Raw genomic sequence first — 15,040 nt, forward strand, 5'->3', positions numbered from 1 at the left:
TCGCCGTATGACGCACGGTCACCACCACGGACCCGAGCACCAGCACCCGCACGAGCAGCCCGGCGATGCCCATGAGCAGCCCGGCCACGCGCAGGACGGACAGCACGGGCACGGCCACCAGGAGCAGCACGGGCAGCACGGGCACGGCCACCAGCACGGGCACAGCGAGGGCCTGGCCGAGCTGCTGGAGCTCGACGCCGAGGTCCTGCACGACTACCACGCCGGCATCGTCGCCTGGGTCCGCTCGCAGGGGCCGGCCGCCCGGATCGCCGACCTCGGCGCGGGCACCGGCGCCGGCACCCTGGAGCTGCTGGCCCAGTTCGACACCGCCACCGTCATCGCAGTCGACAGCGACGCCGCCATGCTGCACCGCCTGACCGCGAACGCCACCGCCCGCGGCCTGCAGGCCCGGGTCCGCACCCTCCAGGCCGACCTGGACAGCGGCTGGCCCGCCGAGCTCGACGGCCTCGACCTGATCTGGGCCGCCAACTCCATGCACCACATGGCCGACCCGCCCCGGGTCCTGCGCGACATCCGCGCCGCCCTGGCCCCCGGCGGCCTGCTGGCCATGTCGGAGCTCGACTCGTTCCCGCGCTTCCTGCCACCCGGCGACGGCCTCGAGGAGCGCACCCACCGCGCGATGACCCGCCGCCGCGAGCAGGACATGCCACACCTGGGCGCCGACTGGGACGTCCTGCTCGCCGCGGCCGGCCTGAAGATCCGCGTCGAACGCCGCTTCGAGGTCACCCTCACCCAGCCCCTGCCGGAGGCCGCCGCCCGCTACGCCCAGTCGTCGCTGCGCCGCACCCGCGACGGCCTGGCCGACGACCTCGACCCGGCCGACGTCGAGGCCCTGACCGCCCTGGTCGCCGACGACGGCCCCAAGTCCGTCCGCCACCGCAGCGACCTCACCGTCCGCGCCGCCCGCACCGTCTGGCTGGCCGAACCGGCCTGACCCACCCGAGCGGCATCCGCCACCGTCCAAGCGACCCTGACGCCGATCTCGGCGCCGAGTTTGCGCATCGAGAGCCCGGCCGGCCCGTCACGGTCGAGCATCGCCAGCGCGGTGCGGACGATGGACTCGCGGGTGAGCGCCGCCCCGCACCTCGTAGTACAGCTCGTCACCGCCGGCCCGGACCCGTCCGGCCCGCACGGGCACCCGCTGCGCGAGGGCCCGCACCCGGTCCGGGTGCGCCGGCGAGGAGCGTCCCGGGTCGGCGGCGAGCAGCCCCGCGGTCCCGTGGGCGAGGGCCTTGAGCAGCGCGGCACCGGTACCCATGACGCCTCCGAACGGCACACCGTATGTCCGGCCAGGGTCAGCGGGCGCCCCAGCGGTCCTCGTGGCGGACTTGGTCCAGGGGTGCGCGGCGGCGCCAGCCGTGCCGCTCCAGGTCCGGCACCTCGGCGAGCCGGCTCACCGGGCCCAGGCAGAGCCAGGCCACGGGCCGGACGGCGGCCGGGATGCCGAGCAGCTCGCGCAGGTACTCCTCCCGGTAGAACGACACCCAGCCGACGCCGAGCCCTTCGGCCGTGGCGGCGAGCCACAGGTTCTGGATGGCCAGGCACACCGAGTACAGGCCGGCGTCGGCGATCGCGTGGCGGCCCAGGACCGCGGGCCCGCCGCGCCCGGCGTCGTAGGTGACGACGACCGACAGCGTCGACTCGAGCACCCCGTCGATCTTGATCCGGGCGAACCGCGCGGCCGCGTCGCCGTCAAGCGTCGCGGCGAACACCTCCCGCTCCCGGGCCACGTGCCCGTGGAACGCCGTGCGCAGCCCGCGGTCGCGCACGACGACGAAGTCCCACGGCTGCGACAGGCCCACGCTCGGCGCGGCGTGCGCGGCGGTCAGGACCCGGTCGAGGACCTCGGCCGGCACCGGCGCGCCGGTGAACTCGCCGCGCACGTCCCGGCGGCGGTTGATGATGTCGTACAGGTCGTGCGTCATGGGCAGGCTCCCGCTGCGCTCAAGCCCCGGACACGCCGGGGCACTCAAGCGCGAGGCCGGTCTTCGGACTCCCGGATCGTCACCACACCGCCCGCCTTCCCAGCCCGCGAGGGCCAGTGGCTACGCATACGCGTGTGGGCGGCGGCTCCCCGGTCACCGCGGCGGGCCCGTCCCGGATTCGCACCGGGTTCCCAGATTCTCCCCACCGTCGCCGGCGGGGCACCTCGCATCAGTTCATGCCGCCCCGGACCTTACCCCGTCGCCGCCGTCGGCCCGCCACCGCCGCCGCCGGGCCGCTCGCCGCGCTGAGCCGGCGCCCCGCCCGGCCGGCCGTGGCCTGCGCTCAACCCGCCGCGGCCAGGGCCTCGGCGATCGCGGCGCGGGTGGCCTCGCGCAGGCCGGCGAGGTCGGGGAACGCGGCCGGGTCGAGCGCGGGCAGCACCTCGATCCGGGCGTCGATCTGGTCGCGCAGGATCATGCCGTGCTTGGGCAGCGCCCGGCCCGTGCCGTGCACGGCGATCGGGAACACCGGCACACCGTGGCGGCGGGCCAGCTCGAACGCGCCGTCCTTGAAGCGCTGCAGCGTCCCGTCCGGGGTGCGGCTGCCCTCCGGGAACAGCATGATCGGCGAGCCCGCGGCGAGCAGCCGGTCGCAGGTGGCCATCATGTGCCGCACCGAGTCGCGGTCACCGCGGCGCAGGGCGACGTAGCCGTTGAGCCGCATGTTCCAGCCGATGAACGGGACACTGAAGATCTCCCGTTTCGAGACCCATTTGAACGGGTGGAACACCGCGAATAGTGCAATGATGTCGATCAATGACGCGTGGTTGGCGACGAGGACCGCGGGCCCGCGCCACGGCAGGGCGGCGCGGCCGCTCACCCGCAGCCGCCACAGCGGGTTCAGCCAGATGTAGGACACCGCCCAGACGCTCGTGTAGAGGTGCAGCAGCACCCGGCGGCGATCGAAGGGCCAGGCGAGCATCGCGACAATTACCGCGCCCACGTAGAAAATCGGACACGTGATCGCGATGAACACCCAATAGGCGACCGAGAACGCCCGCAGCATGGTGTCGATTGTTGCGCGGATCCGCCATGCTGAGCACACCGACGCGAAGGCGGTGCGGGTGAAGCTTCGTCGATGGCTTGATCGTCGCCGGCTCAACCGCCGGGTCCGGGTGCCGCGCGGGCGGGCCCGGCGCCTCTACGAGCGGGTGTGTGTCGTGCTGTGGCGCTGGGGCTGGGTCGTGTGGGTCACGATCGGCGTCCAGGTCGCCGGCAACCTGGCCTCCTCGGCGCTGGTGGCCCCGCCCGACTGGCTGCGGTCGCTGCAGCGAACGCCGCTGGGCTGGCTGCTCACCCACCCGACGACAGCGGTCCTGGCCGTCGCGCTGCTGAGCATCGTGACCACGGCGGTGTTCATCGGCAGCCACCCGGGGGTCTGGCGGCGCGCGCCCGACGTGCGCCGGGCGTACCTCACCCGGGTGATCAAGGAACACGAGCAGATCGCACTGACCGGCATCCCGGAGAGCCTCGTCTCCGACAGCGTGAACCTCGACGAGATCTTCGTGGAGCCGGTCTTCCTGCGCCGGGCCGTCGCCGAGTATCCGCTCAGCGCCGAGGAGCGGGCGATGCTGCGCCGGGCGCTCGACTCGCCGTCGGCGGAGGAGGTCGAGCGCATCCTGGCCGGGATCGACCGGCGGCGCGGCGGGATCGGCGGCGACGAGCGGTACTCCCTCGGCGACGTGCTGGATCAGTTCGAGCCGGAGAAGCCGATCCTGGTCATCCAGGGCAAGCCCGGCGCCGGCAAGAGCACGCTGCTGGCCCGCATCGCCCTGAACCTGGCCCGGCGCAGCCGCGGCGACGCCGACCCGCTGCCGACCGCGCCGCAGCCGGTGGCCGTGCCGATCTTCGTGCAGCTGCGCGAATACGCCGACGCCTGCGCGAACCGGGCACCGCAGCCGATCAGCCTGCGCGAGTTCATCGGCACCACCGTCGCGGCCTGGAGCATCGACGGCGTCGGCGACTACCTCGACGCCGCCCTGCGCAGCGGCGCGTGCACGGTGCTCATGGACGGCCTCGACGAGATCAGCGACATCGCCGAGCGCAAGACGGTCCAGCGGGCGATCCGGGAGTTCACCCGCAACTACGCCCCGGCCGGCACCCGGTCCGGGCGGCCGTTCAACCGGATCCTCATCACGTCCCGGCTGGCCGGCTACGACCAGCACGCGTTCCCCGACGCCGCCGCCCACGTCACCATCGCCGACTTCAGCATCGAGCAGATCGACACCTTCCTGACCCAGTGGAACCACGCCGTCGGCCGCTGGGACCCGGACCTGCGCCTGACCCGCCGCACCGACCGGCCCGAGCTGGCCCGGCAGCGCGTCACCACCGAGATCGCCCAGCTGCGCGACCTGATCAGCGGGCGGCCCGCGCTGCTGGAACTGGCCGGCAACCCGCTGCTGCTGGCCCTGCTCACCGTCATGCACCACAACCAGGTCGCACTGTCTCTGCGCCGCAGCGAGATCTTCGGCACCATCGTGCGGACCATGCTGGAGAGCCGTAACACCACCACACAGCTGCCGGTGGTGCCCGAGGAGGCGGCGATCGCCAAGCTCGGCCCCCTCGCGGTGCGCATGCAGTCGGCCCACTCCAACAACCTCGCCGACCGGCCGACCGTGATGGAGAGCGTCTCGGCCGCGACCCGCCGCTACGCGCCCGCCGAGGACGCGTCCGTGCCCGCCGTCGAGGCGTTCCTGCACCTGGTCCGGGTCCGCGGCGGCGTGTTCGGGCGGCGCACCGAGGAGTACTACGGGTTCGCGCACCGCACCTTCCAGGAGTACTTCGCCGCCCGCTACCTGGTCCGCGAGGCGCTGCTGGACCCGCAGGCCGGGATCACCGCCCTGCTCACCCTGGCCCGCGACGACAGCGGTGTGTGGCGCGAGCCGTTCGTGCTGGCCATGGCCTGCGCCAGCGACCTGGACGGCGGCGGCCCCGCCCTCGCCGACCGGCTGCTCGGCGAGCTTGTCGACGGCCCCGGCCCACCCGCCCCGGCCGACGTGATCCTGTGCGCCGAATGCCTCGTCGACGTGCGCGCCGGCACCGTCACCCGCGACCTGCAGCGGCGCATCTGCACCGCGCTGCTGGACGTCTACGCCGCCGCCCACGCGGCCCAGGACTGGCTCGTCTGCAGCCGCGTCGAGCACGCCGCGCACGGGCTGCTGCTGCGCCCCCAGCGGCGCACCGGCGTGCTGTCGGTGTTCACCGAGGTCCTCGCCGCGACAATCGACAGCGACGGGCCGCTGCTGCAGCCGGCGACGGCGCTGCTGGCGATGGTCGCCGGTGAGGTCGCCCACCACGCCGCGGAGGCCCTCGCGCCGCTCGTCCCGACCGTGATGACGCTCGCCGGGGCCCCGCCGGTCGGCGCGTTCCGCCCGCGGCCCGGTCCGCGGCCCGCCGCCCCCGACGTCCAGGGCTACTGCGTCACCGTGCTGTCGCTGCTCGACGCGCACGGCCCGGCCGGGGCCGACCTCACCCGCATCCGGGAACAGCTCGGCGCCCACCCGACGACCATGGAGATGGCCGGGCGGCTGTCGCTGCGGCTGGGCACGCTGCTGACCCCGACCGTCGCGCCGGTCCGCAAGGACGCCAGCGAGCGCTACCGCAGCGCCCTTGACGCCTGGCGCGGGCTGCTGGGCGGCACCGACCGGGCCGGGGCCCGGGTCGTCTCGGCCGCCGTCGAGGTCCAGCGGCGCCTGCTCGACGCGGCCGACCAGGTCCGCTACCCGCTCGCGGCGATGCTCGTCGAGATGCTCGAACGGGCCGGGCCGGGCGGCACCGGGGACGAGGTCGCCGCCTGCCGCGCGTACCTGGCCGAGCGGCTGGAGACCGGGACCTTCCTGCAGTACCGGATGGCCGCGATGCTCTGGACGGCGATCCTGGCCGACCCGGGCAGCCAGGAGGCCCTCGCCGCCCTGGTCCGGCGGCAGTTCACCGGCCCGCCCGGCGACCGGCAGCTGTTCGCCCGCTGCTGGCTGGCGATGCTGTGCGACGACAAGCGCACCTCCTCCTACACCGACTACCTCGAGCGGATGCGCACCGCGCCGCGCCCCGACCGGCTCGTGCCCCGCAGCGCCGAGGACTTCCGCGACCTGCACCGGCTGCGCGACCTGCAGACGCTGCGCGGGCTGGAGTACACGCGCTTCGCCCGGTTCATGACGTACCTCGGCTACCTGCGCTGCGTGCGCGGGCTGCACTTCATGCGGGCCGCGCGGGTGCAGCGCCCGCTCGTGGTGACGTCCGCGGTCGCCGCCCGGGCCCTCGCCGACCTGCGCCGCTGCGCCCCGGACGCGAACGAGACCTGGCCGGCCCTCGACCTCGTCGGCATCGTGCGCGAATGGGTCACCAGCCCGGCCCGGGAACGCGACGAGGTCGAGCCCCGCCCGGCCGTGATCTGCGAGGCCGTCGGCGCCCTCCTCGCCGGGCTCGACCACGGCGAGCTGGCCGTCTCGATGCTGTCGCTGCTGGAGGACTGCCTCGACGCCGAGCCGACACTTGCCGAGTTCCCCGACCGGCTCGCCCCGGGCGTGCGCGACAGGCACATCGCCGAGATGCTGCTGCGCCTGGCCGACCGCCCCGACGACGGCCTGCAGCCCCGCTGACCCCCGACCCCGCGCAGGAGGCCCCGATGCCCCGGACCCAGGCCGGCGACCCGCTGACCGAGCGCACCATCCGCGTCCTCGACGCGGTCCTGGACGACTTCGGCGGGCGGCGTTTCGCGGTGCGCGACTGGACCGGCCGGCGCCACGACCCGCCCGGCCCCGCCGAGTTCGAGCTCATCCTCACCGGGCCCGGCTCGCTGCGCGCCATGTTCTTCCCGCTCAACGACCGCACGTTCGGCGAGGCCTACGTCACCCGCGCCATCGACGTCGAGGGCGACCTGGTCGCGGCGATGCGCGTCGCCTACACCATCATCGAGACCCGCGTCCCGGCCGCGGTGCGGGCCCGGCAGCTGCGCCTGCTGCTGACCCTGCCCCGGGCCGGCACCGGGCGGCCCCGGGAACTGCGGGCCCGCCGCGGCGGACGGGCGCACTCCGTGGCCCGCGACAGGCGCGTCAACGACTTCCACTACAGCCGCTCCAACGACTTCTACCGGCTGTGGCTCGACGAGTGGATGGCGTACACCTGCGGCTACTTCCGCACCGACGCCGACAGCCTCGACGCCGCCCAGGTCCAGAAGTTCGACCTCGTCTGCCGCAAGCTGCGCCTGCGCGAGGGCGACCGGCTCCTCGACGTCGGCTGCGGCTGGGGCGGCCTGGCCATCCACGCCGCCCGGCACTACGGCGCCGTCGTGCACGCCGTCACCAACAGCACCGCCCAGGCCGAGCTGGCCGCCGAGCGCGTCGCCGCCGCCGGGCTCGCCGGCCGCTGCCGCATCGAGCTGACCGACTTCCGCGCCCTCGACGACACCCGCCGCTACGACCACGTCAGCTCCGTCGGCCTCGTCGAGCACCTCGGCCCGGCCGTGTGGCGGACGTACCTGGCCAAGGTGTGGCGGCTGCTCGAACCGGGCGGGACCCTGCTCAACCACGGGATGACGGGCAAGGCCGGCGAGCCCGTCGGCTCACCGTTCCTCGACGCCTACGTCTTCCCCGACGCCCGGCTCATGACCATCGGCGCCACCGTGCGGGCCGCCGAGGACGCCGGGTTCGAGATCCTCGACGTCGAGAACCTGCGCCGGCACTACGCCCGCACCATCCGCGCCTGGCGGGAGCGGCTCGACGCCGCCGAGGCCGAGGCCGTCGCGCTCGTCGGCGACCGGACCGTGCGCGTTTACCGCATCTACTTCGCCGGGCTGGAGCACGCCTACCGGCGGGGCCGGATCAACCTGCACCAGACGCTGCTGCAGAAGTCCCCGGCCGGGCGCACGGACCTGCCGATGAGCCGCGAGGACTGGTACGCGCCGCCGCAGCGCTAGGGTTCCAAGGGTGCGACGCCTGAGCCTGCTTGCGCTGAAGGTGCCCGCGGTGCTGCTGCTGGCGCTGCCGCCGCTGGCGCTCACACACCTGTACTCGGCGCTCACCTTCCCGTCGCTCGTCGCGCTCGTGGCCGGCAGCCGCGGCCTGGCCCGGACCAGCCGCCGGCTGCAGGGCATCGAGACGCCCTACGCGGCTCGCCCGCCACTGCAACAGGCGCATCTCGGCTGGTACTTCACCGGCTACGACTACCACCGCCGCCGCGTCCTGGCCGTGCTCTCGCTGTGGTTCAACTGGATCGGCCGGGACCCGGCGACCTGGCGGGACCTGGCCTGGCTCGGCACCGACCCGCTCGTCGGGACCGTCCTGCTGCTCACGTCCCGCCTCGGCCGGCACGCGCGGTGGACGCGGGTCCTGCTCGCACCCACCGGCACCGCCCGGCTCGGCGAGCGCGTCCGGGAGCTCACCGACAGCCGGGCCGAGGCCCTCGACGCGCAGGCGGCCGAGCTCGAGCGGATCGAGCGCGACCTGCACGACGGCGCCCAGGCCCGGCTCGTCGCCATCGGCCTCACGCTCAGCCTGGCCCAGCGGGCGCTGCGGGAGCGGCCCGACGAGGCCGACGCGCTGCTGAGCGAGGCCCGGGCCACGGCCTCCGACGCGGTCCGCCAGCTGCGCGACCTGGTGCACGGCATCCGGCCGCCGGTGCTCACCGAACGGGGCCTCGTCGCCGCCCTCGAGCTGCTCGCCCTCGAGCATCCGCTGCGGGTGGGCGTGGCCGCGCAGCTGACCGGCCGCCTGCCCGCACCGCTGGAGTCGGCCGTGTACTTCGCCGCCTCGGAACTGCTGACCAATGCGGCAAAGCATGCCCGGGGCAGTACCGTCGAGATCGGCATTGTCCACAATGGAGAGTCTCTGGTCGTCACCGTGACCGACGACGGGATCGGCGGCGCCGACACCGCGAACGGCACCGGGCTCGCGGGCGTGCGCAAGCGGCTGCGGGCCTTCGACGGTACGCTCACCGTCGGCTCCCCGCCGGGCGGGCCCACCGTCATCACCATGGAGGTGCCGTGCGCGTTGTCCTCGCCGAGGACCTCTACCTGCTGAGGACCGGCATCGAGCGGATGCTGCACTCCTACGGCTTCGAGGTCGTCGCCGCCGTCGACAACGGCCCCGACCTGCTCGAGGCGCTGCTCACCCACCGGCCCGACGTCGCCGTCGTCGACGTGCGGCTGCCGCCGACCAACACCGACGAGGGGCTGCGGGCGGCGCTGACCGCCCGGGAGCGCGTCCCGGGCCTGCCGGTGCTGATCCTGTCGCAGTACGTGCAGCAGCTCTACGCCCGGGAGCTGCTCGCCGGCGGGGGAGGGGTCGGCTACCTGCTCAAGGACCGCGTCTCGGACACCGACGAGTTCGTCGACGCCCTCAGACGGGTCGCCGCCGGGGGTACCGCCGTCGACCCCGACGTCATCGCCCAGCTGCTGGCGCCGGGGCGGGCGCCGGCCGGGCTCACCGGGCGGGAGCTGGACGTGCTCGCCCTCATGGCGCAGGGCCTGTCCAACGCCGTCATCGGCAGGCGGCTCTTCCTCAGCGAGGGGTCGGTGAGCAAGTACACGACCCAGATCTTCACCAAGCTCGGGCTCGACGCGTCACCGGACACCCACCGCCGGGTCCTGGCCGTGCTCGCCTACCTCGAGCACAAGCCCGGCTGAGCGGCGGTCCGCCTGCCGGGCCAGCAGGTGCGCGACACCCTCGGCGGGCATCGGCTCGGCCAGGTGGTAGCCCTGGCCCAGCGTGTAGCCGAGGTCGCGCAGGACCGCGGCCTGCTCGGCGCTCTCCACCCCCTCGGCCACCGTGTCCAGGCCCAGCGCGTGGGCGAGCTGGATGACCGCCCGGGCCACCGCCTGCCGGGCATCGGCCGCCGCGGGCCGGCCGTCGTCGATCTCGATGCCGTCGACGAACGACTTGTCGAGCTTCACGATCGCCGCCGGGAACGCCCGCAGCAGCGACAGCGACGACTCGCCGGTGCCGAAGTCGTCAAGGGCCAGGCGGATGCCCATCCGGTCGAGCTCGTGCAGGGTCCGCGACACCTGCTGCCCGCGCAGCACCGCCGACTCGGTGACCTCCAGGACCAGCCGCTCGCAGGGCAGGCCGCTGTCGGCCAGGGCGGCGGCGACGTCGGCGACGAAGTCGGGGTCGTGCAGCTGGCGGGCCGACACGTTCGGGCCGACCTCGGCCAGCGCGTCCGGGCCGAACTCGGCCAGCCAGCGGGCCGCCTGCCGGCACGTCTCGCGCAGCACGAACCGGCCCAGCGGCACGATCAGGCCGGTGCGCTCGGCGGCCGGGATGAACTCGGCCGGCCCGACGATGCCGCGGACCGGGTGGTGCCAGCGGACCAGGGCCTCGACGCCGACGACCCGCCGGTCGGCCAGGCGCACGATCGGCTGGTAGACGACCCGGAACTCGCCGTGGTCCAGCGCCCGGCGCAGCTCGCCGCCGAGCTGCATGTGGGCCAGGACCGGCTCGCCCATGCCGTCGACGTAGCGGACCCAGCCGGCCTTGCCGCGCTGCTTCGCCGCGTACATGGCCACGTCCGCGTCGCGCAGGACCGTGTCGACAGTCGCGCCCGGCCCGGCGGTGGCGATGCCGATGCTGGCCTGGACCAGCAGCCGGTGCTCGCTGATCGGGCCGTCGAGTGCGGCCAGGAGCCGGGCGGCCATGGCCTCGGCGTCGTCGGCGGACCCGGTGAGCAGGACCGCGAACTCGTCGCCGCCGACCCGCACCGGCAGCCCGCCCGGGCCCGCCTCGGCCCGCAGCAGCTCGGCCACCGAGACCAGCAGCCGGTCGCCGACGCCGTGGCCGAGCAGGTCGTTGACGGCCTTGAAGTCGTCGAGGTCGACAAGCAGCACGGTGGCCCGGCCGGTCGTGGCCAGGGCATGGGAGAGCCGCTCGCGGAACCGGGCCCGGTTGGCCAGCCCGGTCAGGCCGTCGTGGCTTACCTCGTGCTGCAGCCGCTCCTCCTGGAACCGGGAGTTGCGCAGCAGCCGCAGGTTCTCCCGCGACGCGAAGTACTGCCGCAGCGTCACCAGCCCCGTGACCAGCACCGCGGCGACCAGGACGATCCGGTTCGGCCACGACAGCGGCGCGCCGAGCGCCAGCGCGACGAGCGGCACGTCGGCCGCGGCGACCGCCAGGTAGGGCAGCAGGCCGCCGCCGGCCCGGGCCGGCGTGCGGCGGGTGTTGGCCCGCCACTGCGCGGCCGCGGCGTAGGCGCCGAGCATCGGGCACAGCGGCATGATGAACGCCTGCGCCGGGATCGCGCCCGGGGTGCCGAAGTGCACGGCGACGACCGCGGTGAGCCCGGCGGTGACGCCGCCGCTGGCCGCCAGGAAGCGCAGCGCCGCCCGGTCGACGGGGCCGCCGGCGATGTAGGAGACCTTCGTGGCCGCGCCGACGGCGACGATGAACGCGAGGCCGACGAGGACCATCGCCTGCGGGCTCCACGGGTCGCGGGCCGAGAGCATCGGGGCCAGGCCGGCGAACCACAGCACGGCCGTGCAGCCGGAGAACGCGATGGCCCGGTCCAGCATGATCCGCCAGCGCTCGGTGCCGCCGGCCGGCACGACCGGGACGGCCCCGACCGCCCAGATGGCGACCAGGAACCCGACGGCGACGCAGGCCGCGGCCGGCAGCGGCATGCTGCGGGTCGCCGACTCCGGGATGTGGGTCAGCTGGTCGAGGGCGAACCAGGCGTAGCCGAGCGTCATCGCCGAGCCGGAGACGAGGATCGCCCGCCAGAAACGGCGGGCGACCCGGTCGGTGATGCCGGATCTGACCAGGTGGAGCAGGGCGGCGACGGCGAACCCGCCGGTGATCGGCACGAAGACGTAGGCGACCGCCTCAGGGCCGGCGCCGAGCGTCGCGTGCGCCATGTACCAGGCGGCGCCCAGCAGCACGGCACTCGTCGTGGCGTAGAGGTACCACCGCGCCTCCCTGGTCACGGGGGAACGATATCGTGCCTGATCTGCCCCGGATCTCACCCGAACGTTCGACCTTGACCGGTCCACGCAGCCGTGAATCGGGCCGAAAGGTTTTCGGGACCGGCCCTACAGCGCCGACGATTCGCGGACCACGAGACGGCCCGGTTGGCGGACCACGCCGGAGTGCTGCTCGCCGTCGATCACGGCGAACAGGTGCTGGACCGCCTTCGCCCCCAGCTGCTCCAGGTTGAGGTCCACGGTGGTCAGCGCCGGGCGGCACTCGGTGGCGAAGACCTCCCAGTTGTCGTACCCGACAAGCGCCACGTCACCGGGGATGCCGCGGCCGAGCTCACGCAGGGCCTCGGCGGCACCGGAGGCGATCTGGTCGCTGCCGCAGAAGATCGCGTCGACGTCCGGGTGCGCGGCCAGCAGGCGGGCGGTCGCGTGCCGGCCCCAGCGCTGCGACCACTGCCCGAACAGCGGATCTCCCGCCGGCGGCAGCCCGGCCGCGTCGAGGACCTCGGTGAACGCGGCCGCGCGGTCGCGGGCGGCCCGGTAGCCGGGGTCGCCGGTGATGTGCGCGATCTTCTTGCGGCCCAGCGAGACCAGGTGCTCGGCGGCCAGCCGGGCGCCGCCGGCGTCGTCGGCAATGACCGAGAGGTCGGACGGGTCGTCGGACTCGCAGTAGGCGTAGACGACCGGGACCGGGATGTCGCGGGTCAGCGACGGGCGCAGGTCGTTGGCGTCGCCGAGGATGATGAACCCGTCGACCTGGCGGGCCAGCAGGGTGCGGATGTAGTGCCGGCGGCGGATCGCGTCGCCGCGGGCGTCGCACAGCAGCACGCTCATCTGCTCGTTGCCCAGCGCGTTCTCGGCGCCGAGGAGCACCGGGATGGCGAAGCGGGCCGCGGACAGCTCGTCGGTGAGCAGGCCGATCGTGCGGGTGTTGCCCGAGATCAGGCCGCGGGCCAGCACGTTGGGCTGGAACGACAGCTCCTCGGCGGCCTGCTGGACCCGCCGGCGGGTCGCCGCGGCCACCTCGCCCCGCGCGTTGAGCGCCTTCGACGCCGTCGCGATCGACACCCCGGCCCGCTTGGCGACGTCGGTCAGGGTGACCTGCGCGCGCTTTCTGCCCACGTAACGGTCCTCTCGAAAACTTTTCGAGCAGCATAGCCACCGAAGTCGACCCGTCACAACTGTCACACCGACTACAGGAGCCGAAATAGACCGTTGACACGGCCGGTAGCTGCTGCCACCATTCCCGAAAAGGTTTTCGAAATTGTGCGAAAGGTGGTGGCCGTGACGGCCCATCCGGGACCGGTCGCGCCCGCGCGCGGGGCGCTGCAGCCCGTCGGGACGCACCAGGTGCGGTTCACCGGCGGCTTCTGGGGACAGCGGCAGGCGGTCAACGGCACCGCAACCATCGAGCACTGCAAGTTCTGGCTGGACCGGCTCGGCTGGACGGGTAACTTTCGCGATCCGGACACCTCCCCGCGCCGCCGCGGCCGCGAATTCTCCGACTCCGAGGTGTACAAGCTCGCCGAGGCGGCCAGCTGGGAGACCGGCCGGCCCGGCGGCACGGACCACCGCGCGCTGCTCGAGGAGCTCTGCGCGCTGATCGCCGGGGCCCAGGCCGAGGACGGCTACCTGCACACCGCCTACGGGCGGCCGGGGCAGCCGGAGCGCTACAGCGACCTGCACTTCGGCCACGACCTGTACTGCGCCGGGCACTTCCTGCAGGCCGCGGTGGCTGCGCACCGCACCGGCGCCGCCCCCGGGCTGCTGCCGATCGCCCGCCGGGTCGCCGACCACGTCTGCGAGCGGTTCGCCGAGGCGGGCTTCGACGGCCACCCCGAGATCGAGACCGCCCTCGTGGAGCTGTACCGGGTCACCGGCGAGCGCCGCTACCTCGACATGGCCGCCACGTTCGTCGACCGGCGCGGGCACCGCAGCCTCCCCGAGCACGAGTTCGGGTGGCGGTACTTCCAGGACGACACCCCGGTGCGCTCGGCCGACGTGCTCGGAGGGCACGCCGTGCGGGCCCTCTACCTGGCCGCCGGTGCGGTCGACGTGGCCGTGGAGACCGGCGACGAGCAGCTGCTCGCCGCGGTCGTGCGCCAGTTCGACCGGACGCTGGCCCGGCGCACCTACATCACCGGCGGCATGGGCTCGCGCCATCTCGACGAGGCGTTCGGCGACGACTTCGCGCTGCCGCCGGACCGGGCCTACTCCGAGACCTGCGCCGCCGTCGCCACGATCATGCTCGCCCACCGGCTGCTGCTGGCGACCGGCGAGAGCCGCTACGGCGACATCGTCGACCGGGTCCTGCACAACGTGATCGCGGCCGCGGTCGCCGACGACGGCCGCTCCTTCTTCTACGCGCACACCCTGCACCAGCGCACCCGCTCCGAGCCGCCCTCGGCCGAGCACGAGCAGCTGCGCTTCGGCGGCGGGCAGCGCGCGCCCTGGTTCGAGGTGTCCTGCTGCCTCACGAACGTCTCGCGGCTCACCGCGTCGCTGGGCACCTACTACGCCACCGCGACCGAGTCCGGACCCGGCGCGGGAGTGCAGATCCACCAGTACGCCCCCATGTCGGTCGAGGCCGCCGGGCTGCGCCTCGACGTCGACACCGCCTACCCCGAGGACGGCGTCGTCACCGTCACCGTCGTCGAGGTCGGCCCGCAGGCCGCCGCCGAGGAGCGCGAGATCAGCCTGCGCATCCCCGGCTGGGCCGGCGGCGGGCGGCACACCGAGCGGCGGGTCTTCGCCCCCGGCGAGCAGATCCGCCTCGAGCTGCCGGTGCGGCCCCGCTGGACGTTCCCCGACCCGCGTGTCGACGCCGTGCGCGGGTGTGCCGCAGTCGAGGTCGGCCCGGTCGTCATGTGCGCCGAGTCGATCGACCAGGAAGACGGCGTCGACCTCGACGAGCTCCAGGTCGACACGGCGGTCGCCCCCGAGTCCGGCGCGGTGAAGGGACGCGCCATCCGGCCGGTCGACACCGCCTGGCCGTACCGCGACCGCACCACGACGGCCGAGCGTCCCGAGCCGATCGTCGTGCCGCTCGTGCCGTACCACCGCTGGGCCCGCCGTGGCCCGTCCACGATGCGCGTCTGGCTACCCATCACACCGTCCTAACCGACTGCGA

11 protein-coding genes and 1 riboswitch are annotated in these 15,040 nt (G+C 74.3%); of the genes, 6 read left to right on the forward strand and 5 right to left on the reverse strand.

From position 1 onward, the window contains the following. The first annotated feature begins 7 nt into the window (after positions 1-7). Positions 8-955: a class I SAM-dependent methyltransferase gene (locus Dvina_RS22325; protein ID WP_223104406.1), complete on the forward strand. Its 948-nt coding sequence runs from the start codon at positions 8-10 to the stop codon at positions 953-955. An 87-nt stretch (positions 956-1,042) separates the two neighbouring features. Here the strand turns inward: Dvina_RS22325 and Dvina_RS22330 are convergent, their stop codons facing one another. The 3 genes from Dvina_RS22330 to Dvina_RS22340 all read right to left on the reverse strand — a co-directional run bounded on the left by Dvina_RS22330 (position 1,043) and on the right by Dvina_RS22340 (position 3,012). Then, a complete protein-coding gene (locus Dvina_RS22330) occupies positions 1,043-1,279 on the reverse strand; it encodes a hypothetical protein (RefSeq protein WP_223104407.1) in 237 nt (78 codons plus the stop codon). A 37-nt stretch (positions 1,280-1,316) separates the two neighbouring features. Next, the gene (gene bluB / locus Dvina_RS22335) at positions 1,317-1,946 is read right to left on the reverse strand and encodes a 5,6-dimethylbenzimidazole synthase (protein WP_223104408.1); all 630 of its coding nucleotides are present in this window, start codon (positions 1,944-1,946) and stop codon (positions 1,317-1,319) included. A gap of 37 nt (positions 1,947-1,983) precedes the next feature. After that, a riboswitch (cobalamin riboswitch) is annotated at positions 1,984-2,188 on the reverse strand. Between the two features lie 101 nt (positions 2,189-2,289). After that, positions 2,290-3,012, reverse strand: a complete 723-nt coding sequence (locus Dvina_RS22340) for a lysophospholipid acyltransferase family protein (RefSeq protein WP_223104409.1) — start codon at positions 3,010-3,012, stop codon at positions 2,290-2,292. Here Dvina_RS22340 and Dvina_RS22345 point away from each other — a divergent pair. From Dvina_RS22345 to Dvina_RS22360, 4 genes are read left to right on the forward strand one after another with little or no spacing between them, the layout of a single operon-like run. Further along, entirely contained in the window at positions 3,011-6,604 is a 3,594-nt protein-coding gene (locus Dvina_RS22345; RefSeq protein WP_223104410.1) for an NACHT domain-containing protein, read from the forward strand. The two genes, Dvina_RS22340 and Dvina_RS22345, sit on opposite strands and share 2 nt — an antisense overlap. Before the next feature lie 26 nt (positions 6,605-6,630). Beyond that, positions 6,631-7,920 (forward strand): SAM-dependent methyltransferase, encoded by a 1,290-nt coding sequence (locus Dvina_RS22350; protein ID WP_223104411.1) that lies wholly within the window; start codon positions 6,631-6,633, stop codon positions 7,918-7,920. A gap of 10 nt (positions 7,921-7,930) precedes the next feature. Then, positions 7,931-9,022, forward strand: a complete 1,092-nt coding sequence (locus tag Dvina_RS22355) for a sensor histidine kinase (protein WP_223104412.1) — start codon at positions 7,931-7,933, stop codon at positions 9,020-9,022. Then, the gene (locus Dvina_RS22360) at positions 8,986-9,627 is read left to right on the forward strand and encodes a response regulator transcription factor (RefSeq protein WP_223104413.1); all 642 of its coding nucleotides are present in this window, start codon (positions 8,986-8,988) and stop codon (positions 9,625-9,627) included. The genes Dvina_RS22355 and Dvina_RS22360 overlap by 37 nt, the downstream gene beginning before the upstream one ends. On the opposite strand, the gene Dvina_RS22365 is transcribed toward Dvina_RS22360, so the two are convergent. Together Dvina_RS22365 and Dvina_RS22370 are read right to left on the reverse strand one after the other, a co-directional pair. Next, on the reverse strand, positions 9,565-11,916 hold the full coding sequence (locus Dvina_RS22365; protein ID WP_246656368.1) for a putative bifunctional diguanylate cyclase/phosphodiesterase: 2,352 nt from the start codon (positions 11,914-11,916) through the stop codon (positions 9,565-9,567). The two genes, Dvina_RS22360 and Dvina_RS22365, sit on opposite strands and share 63 nt — an antisense overlap. Positions 11,917-12,021: 105 nt before the next feature. Next, a complete protein-coding gene (locus tag Dvina_RS22370; protein ID WP_223104414.1) occupies positions 12,022-13,032 on the reverse strand; it encodes a LacI family DNA-binding transcriptional regulator in 1,011 nt (336 codons plus the stop codon). Positions 13,033-13,194: 162 nt separating this feature from the next. Here Dvina_RS22370 and Dvina_RS22375 point away from each other — a divergent pair, with 162 nt between their 5' ends. Beyond that, positions 13,195-15,030 (forward strand): glycoside hydrolase family 127 protein, encoded by a 1,836-nt coding sequence (locus Dvina_RS22375; protein WP_246656369.1) that lies wholly within the window; start codon positions 13,195-13,197, stop codon positions 15,028-15,030. The last annotated feature ends 10 nt before the right edge of the window (positions 15,031-15,040 follow it).

It is taken from the genome of Dactylosporangium vinaceum (assembly GCF_019904175.1).
GTDB lineage: Bacteria > Actinomycetota > Actinomycetes > Mycobacteriales > Micromonosporaceae > Dactylosporangium > Dactylosporangium vinaceum.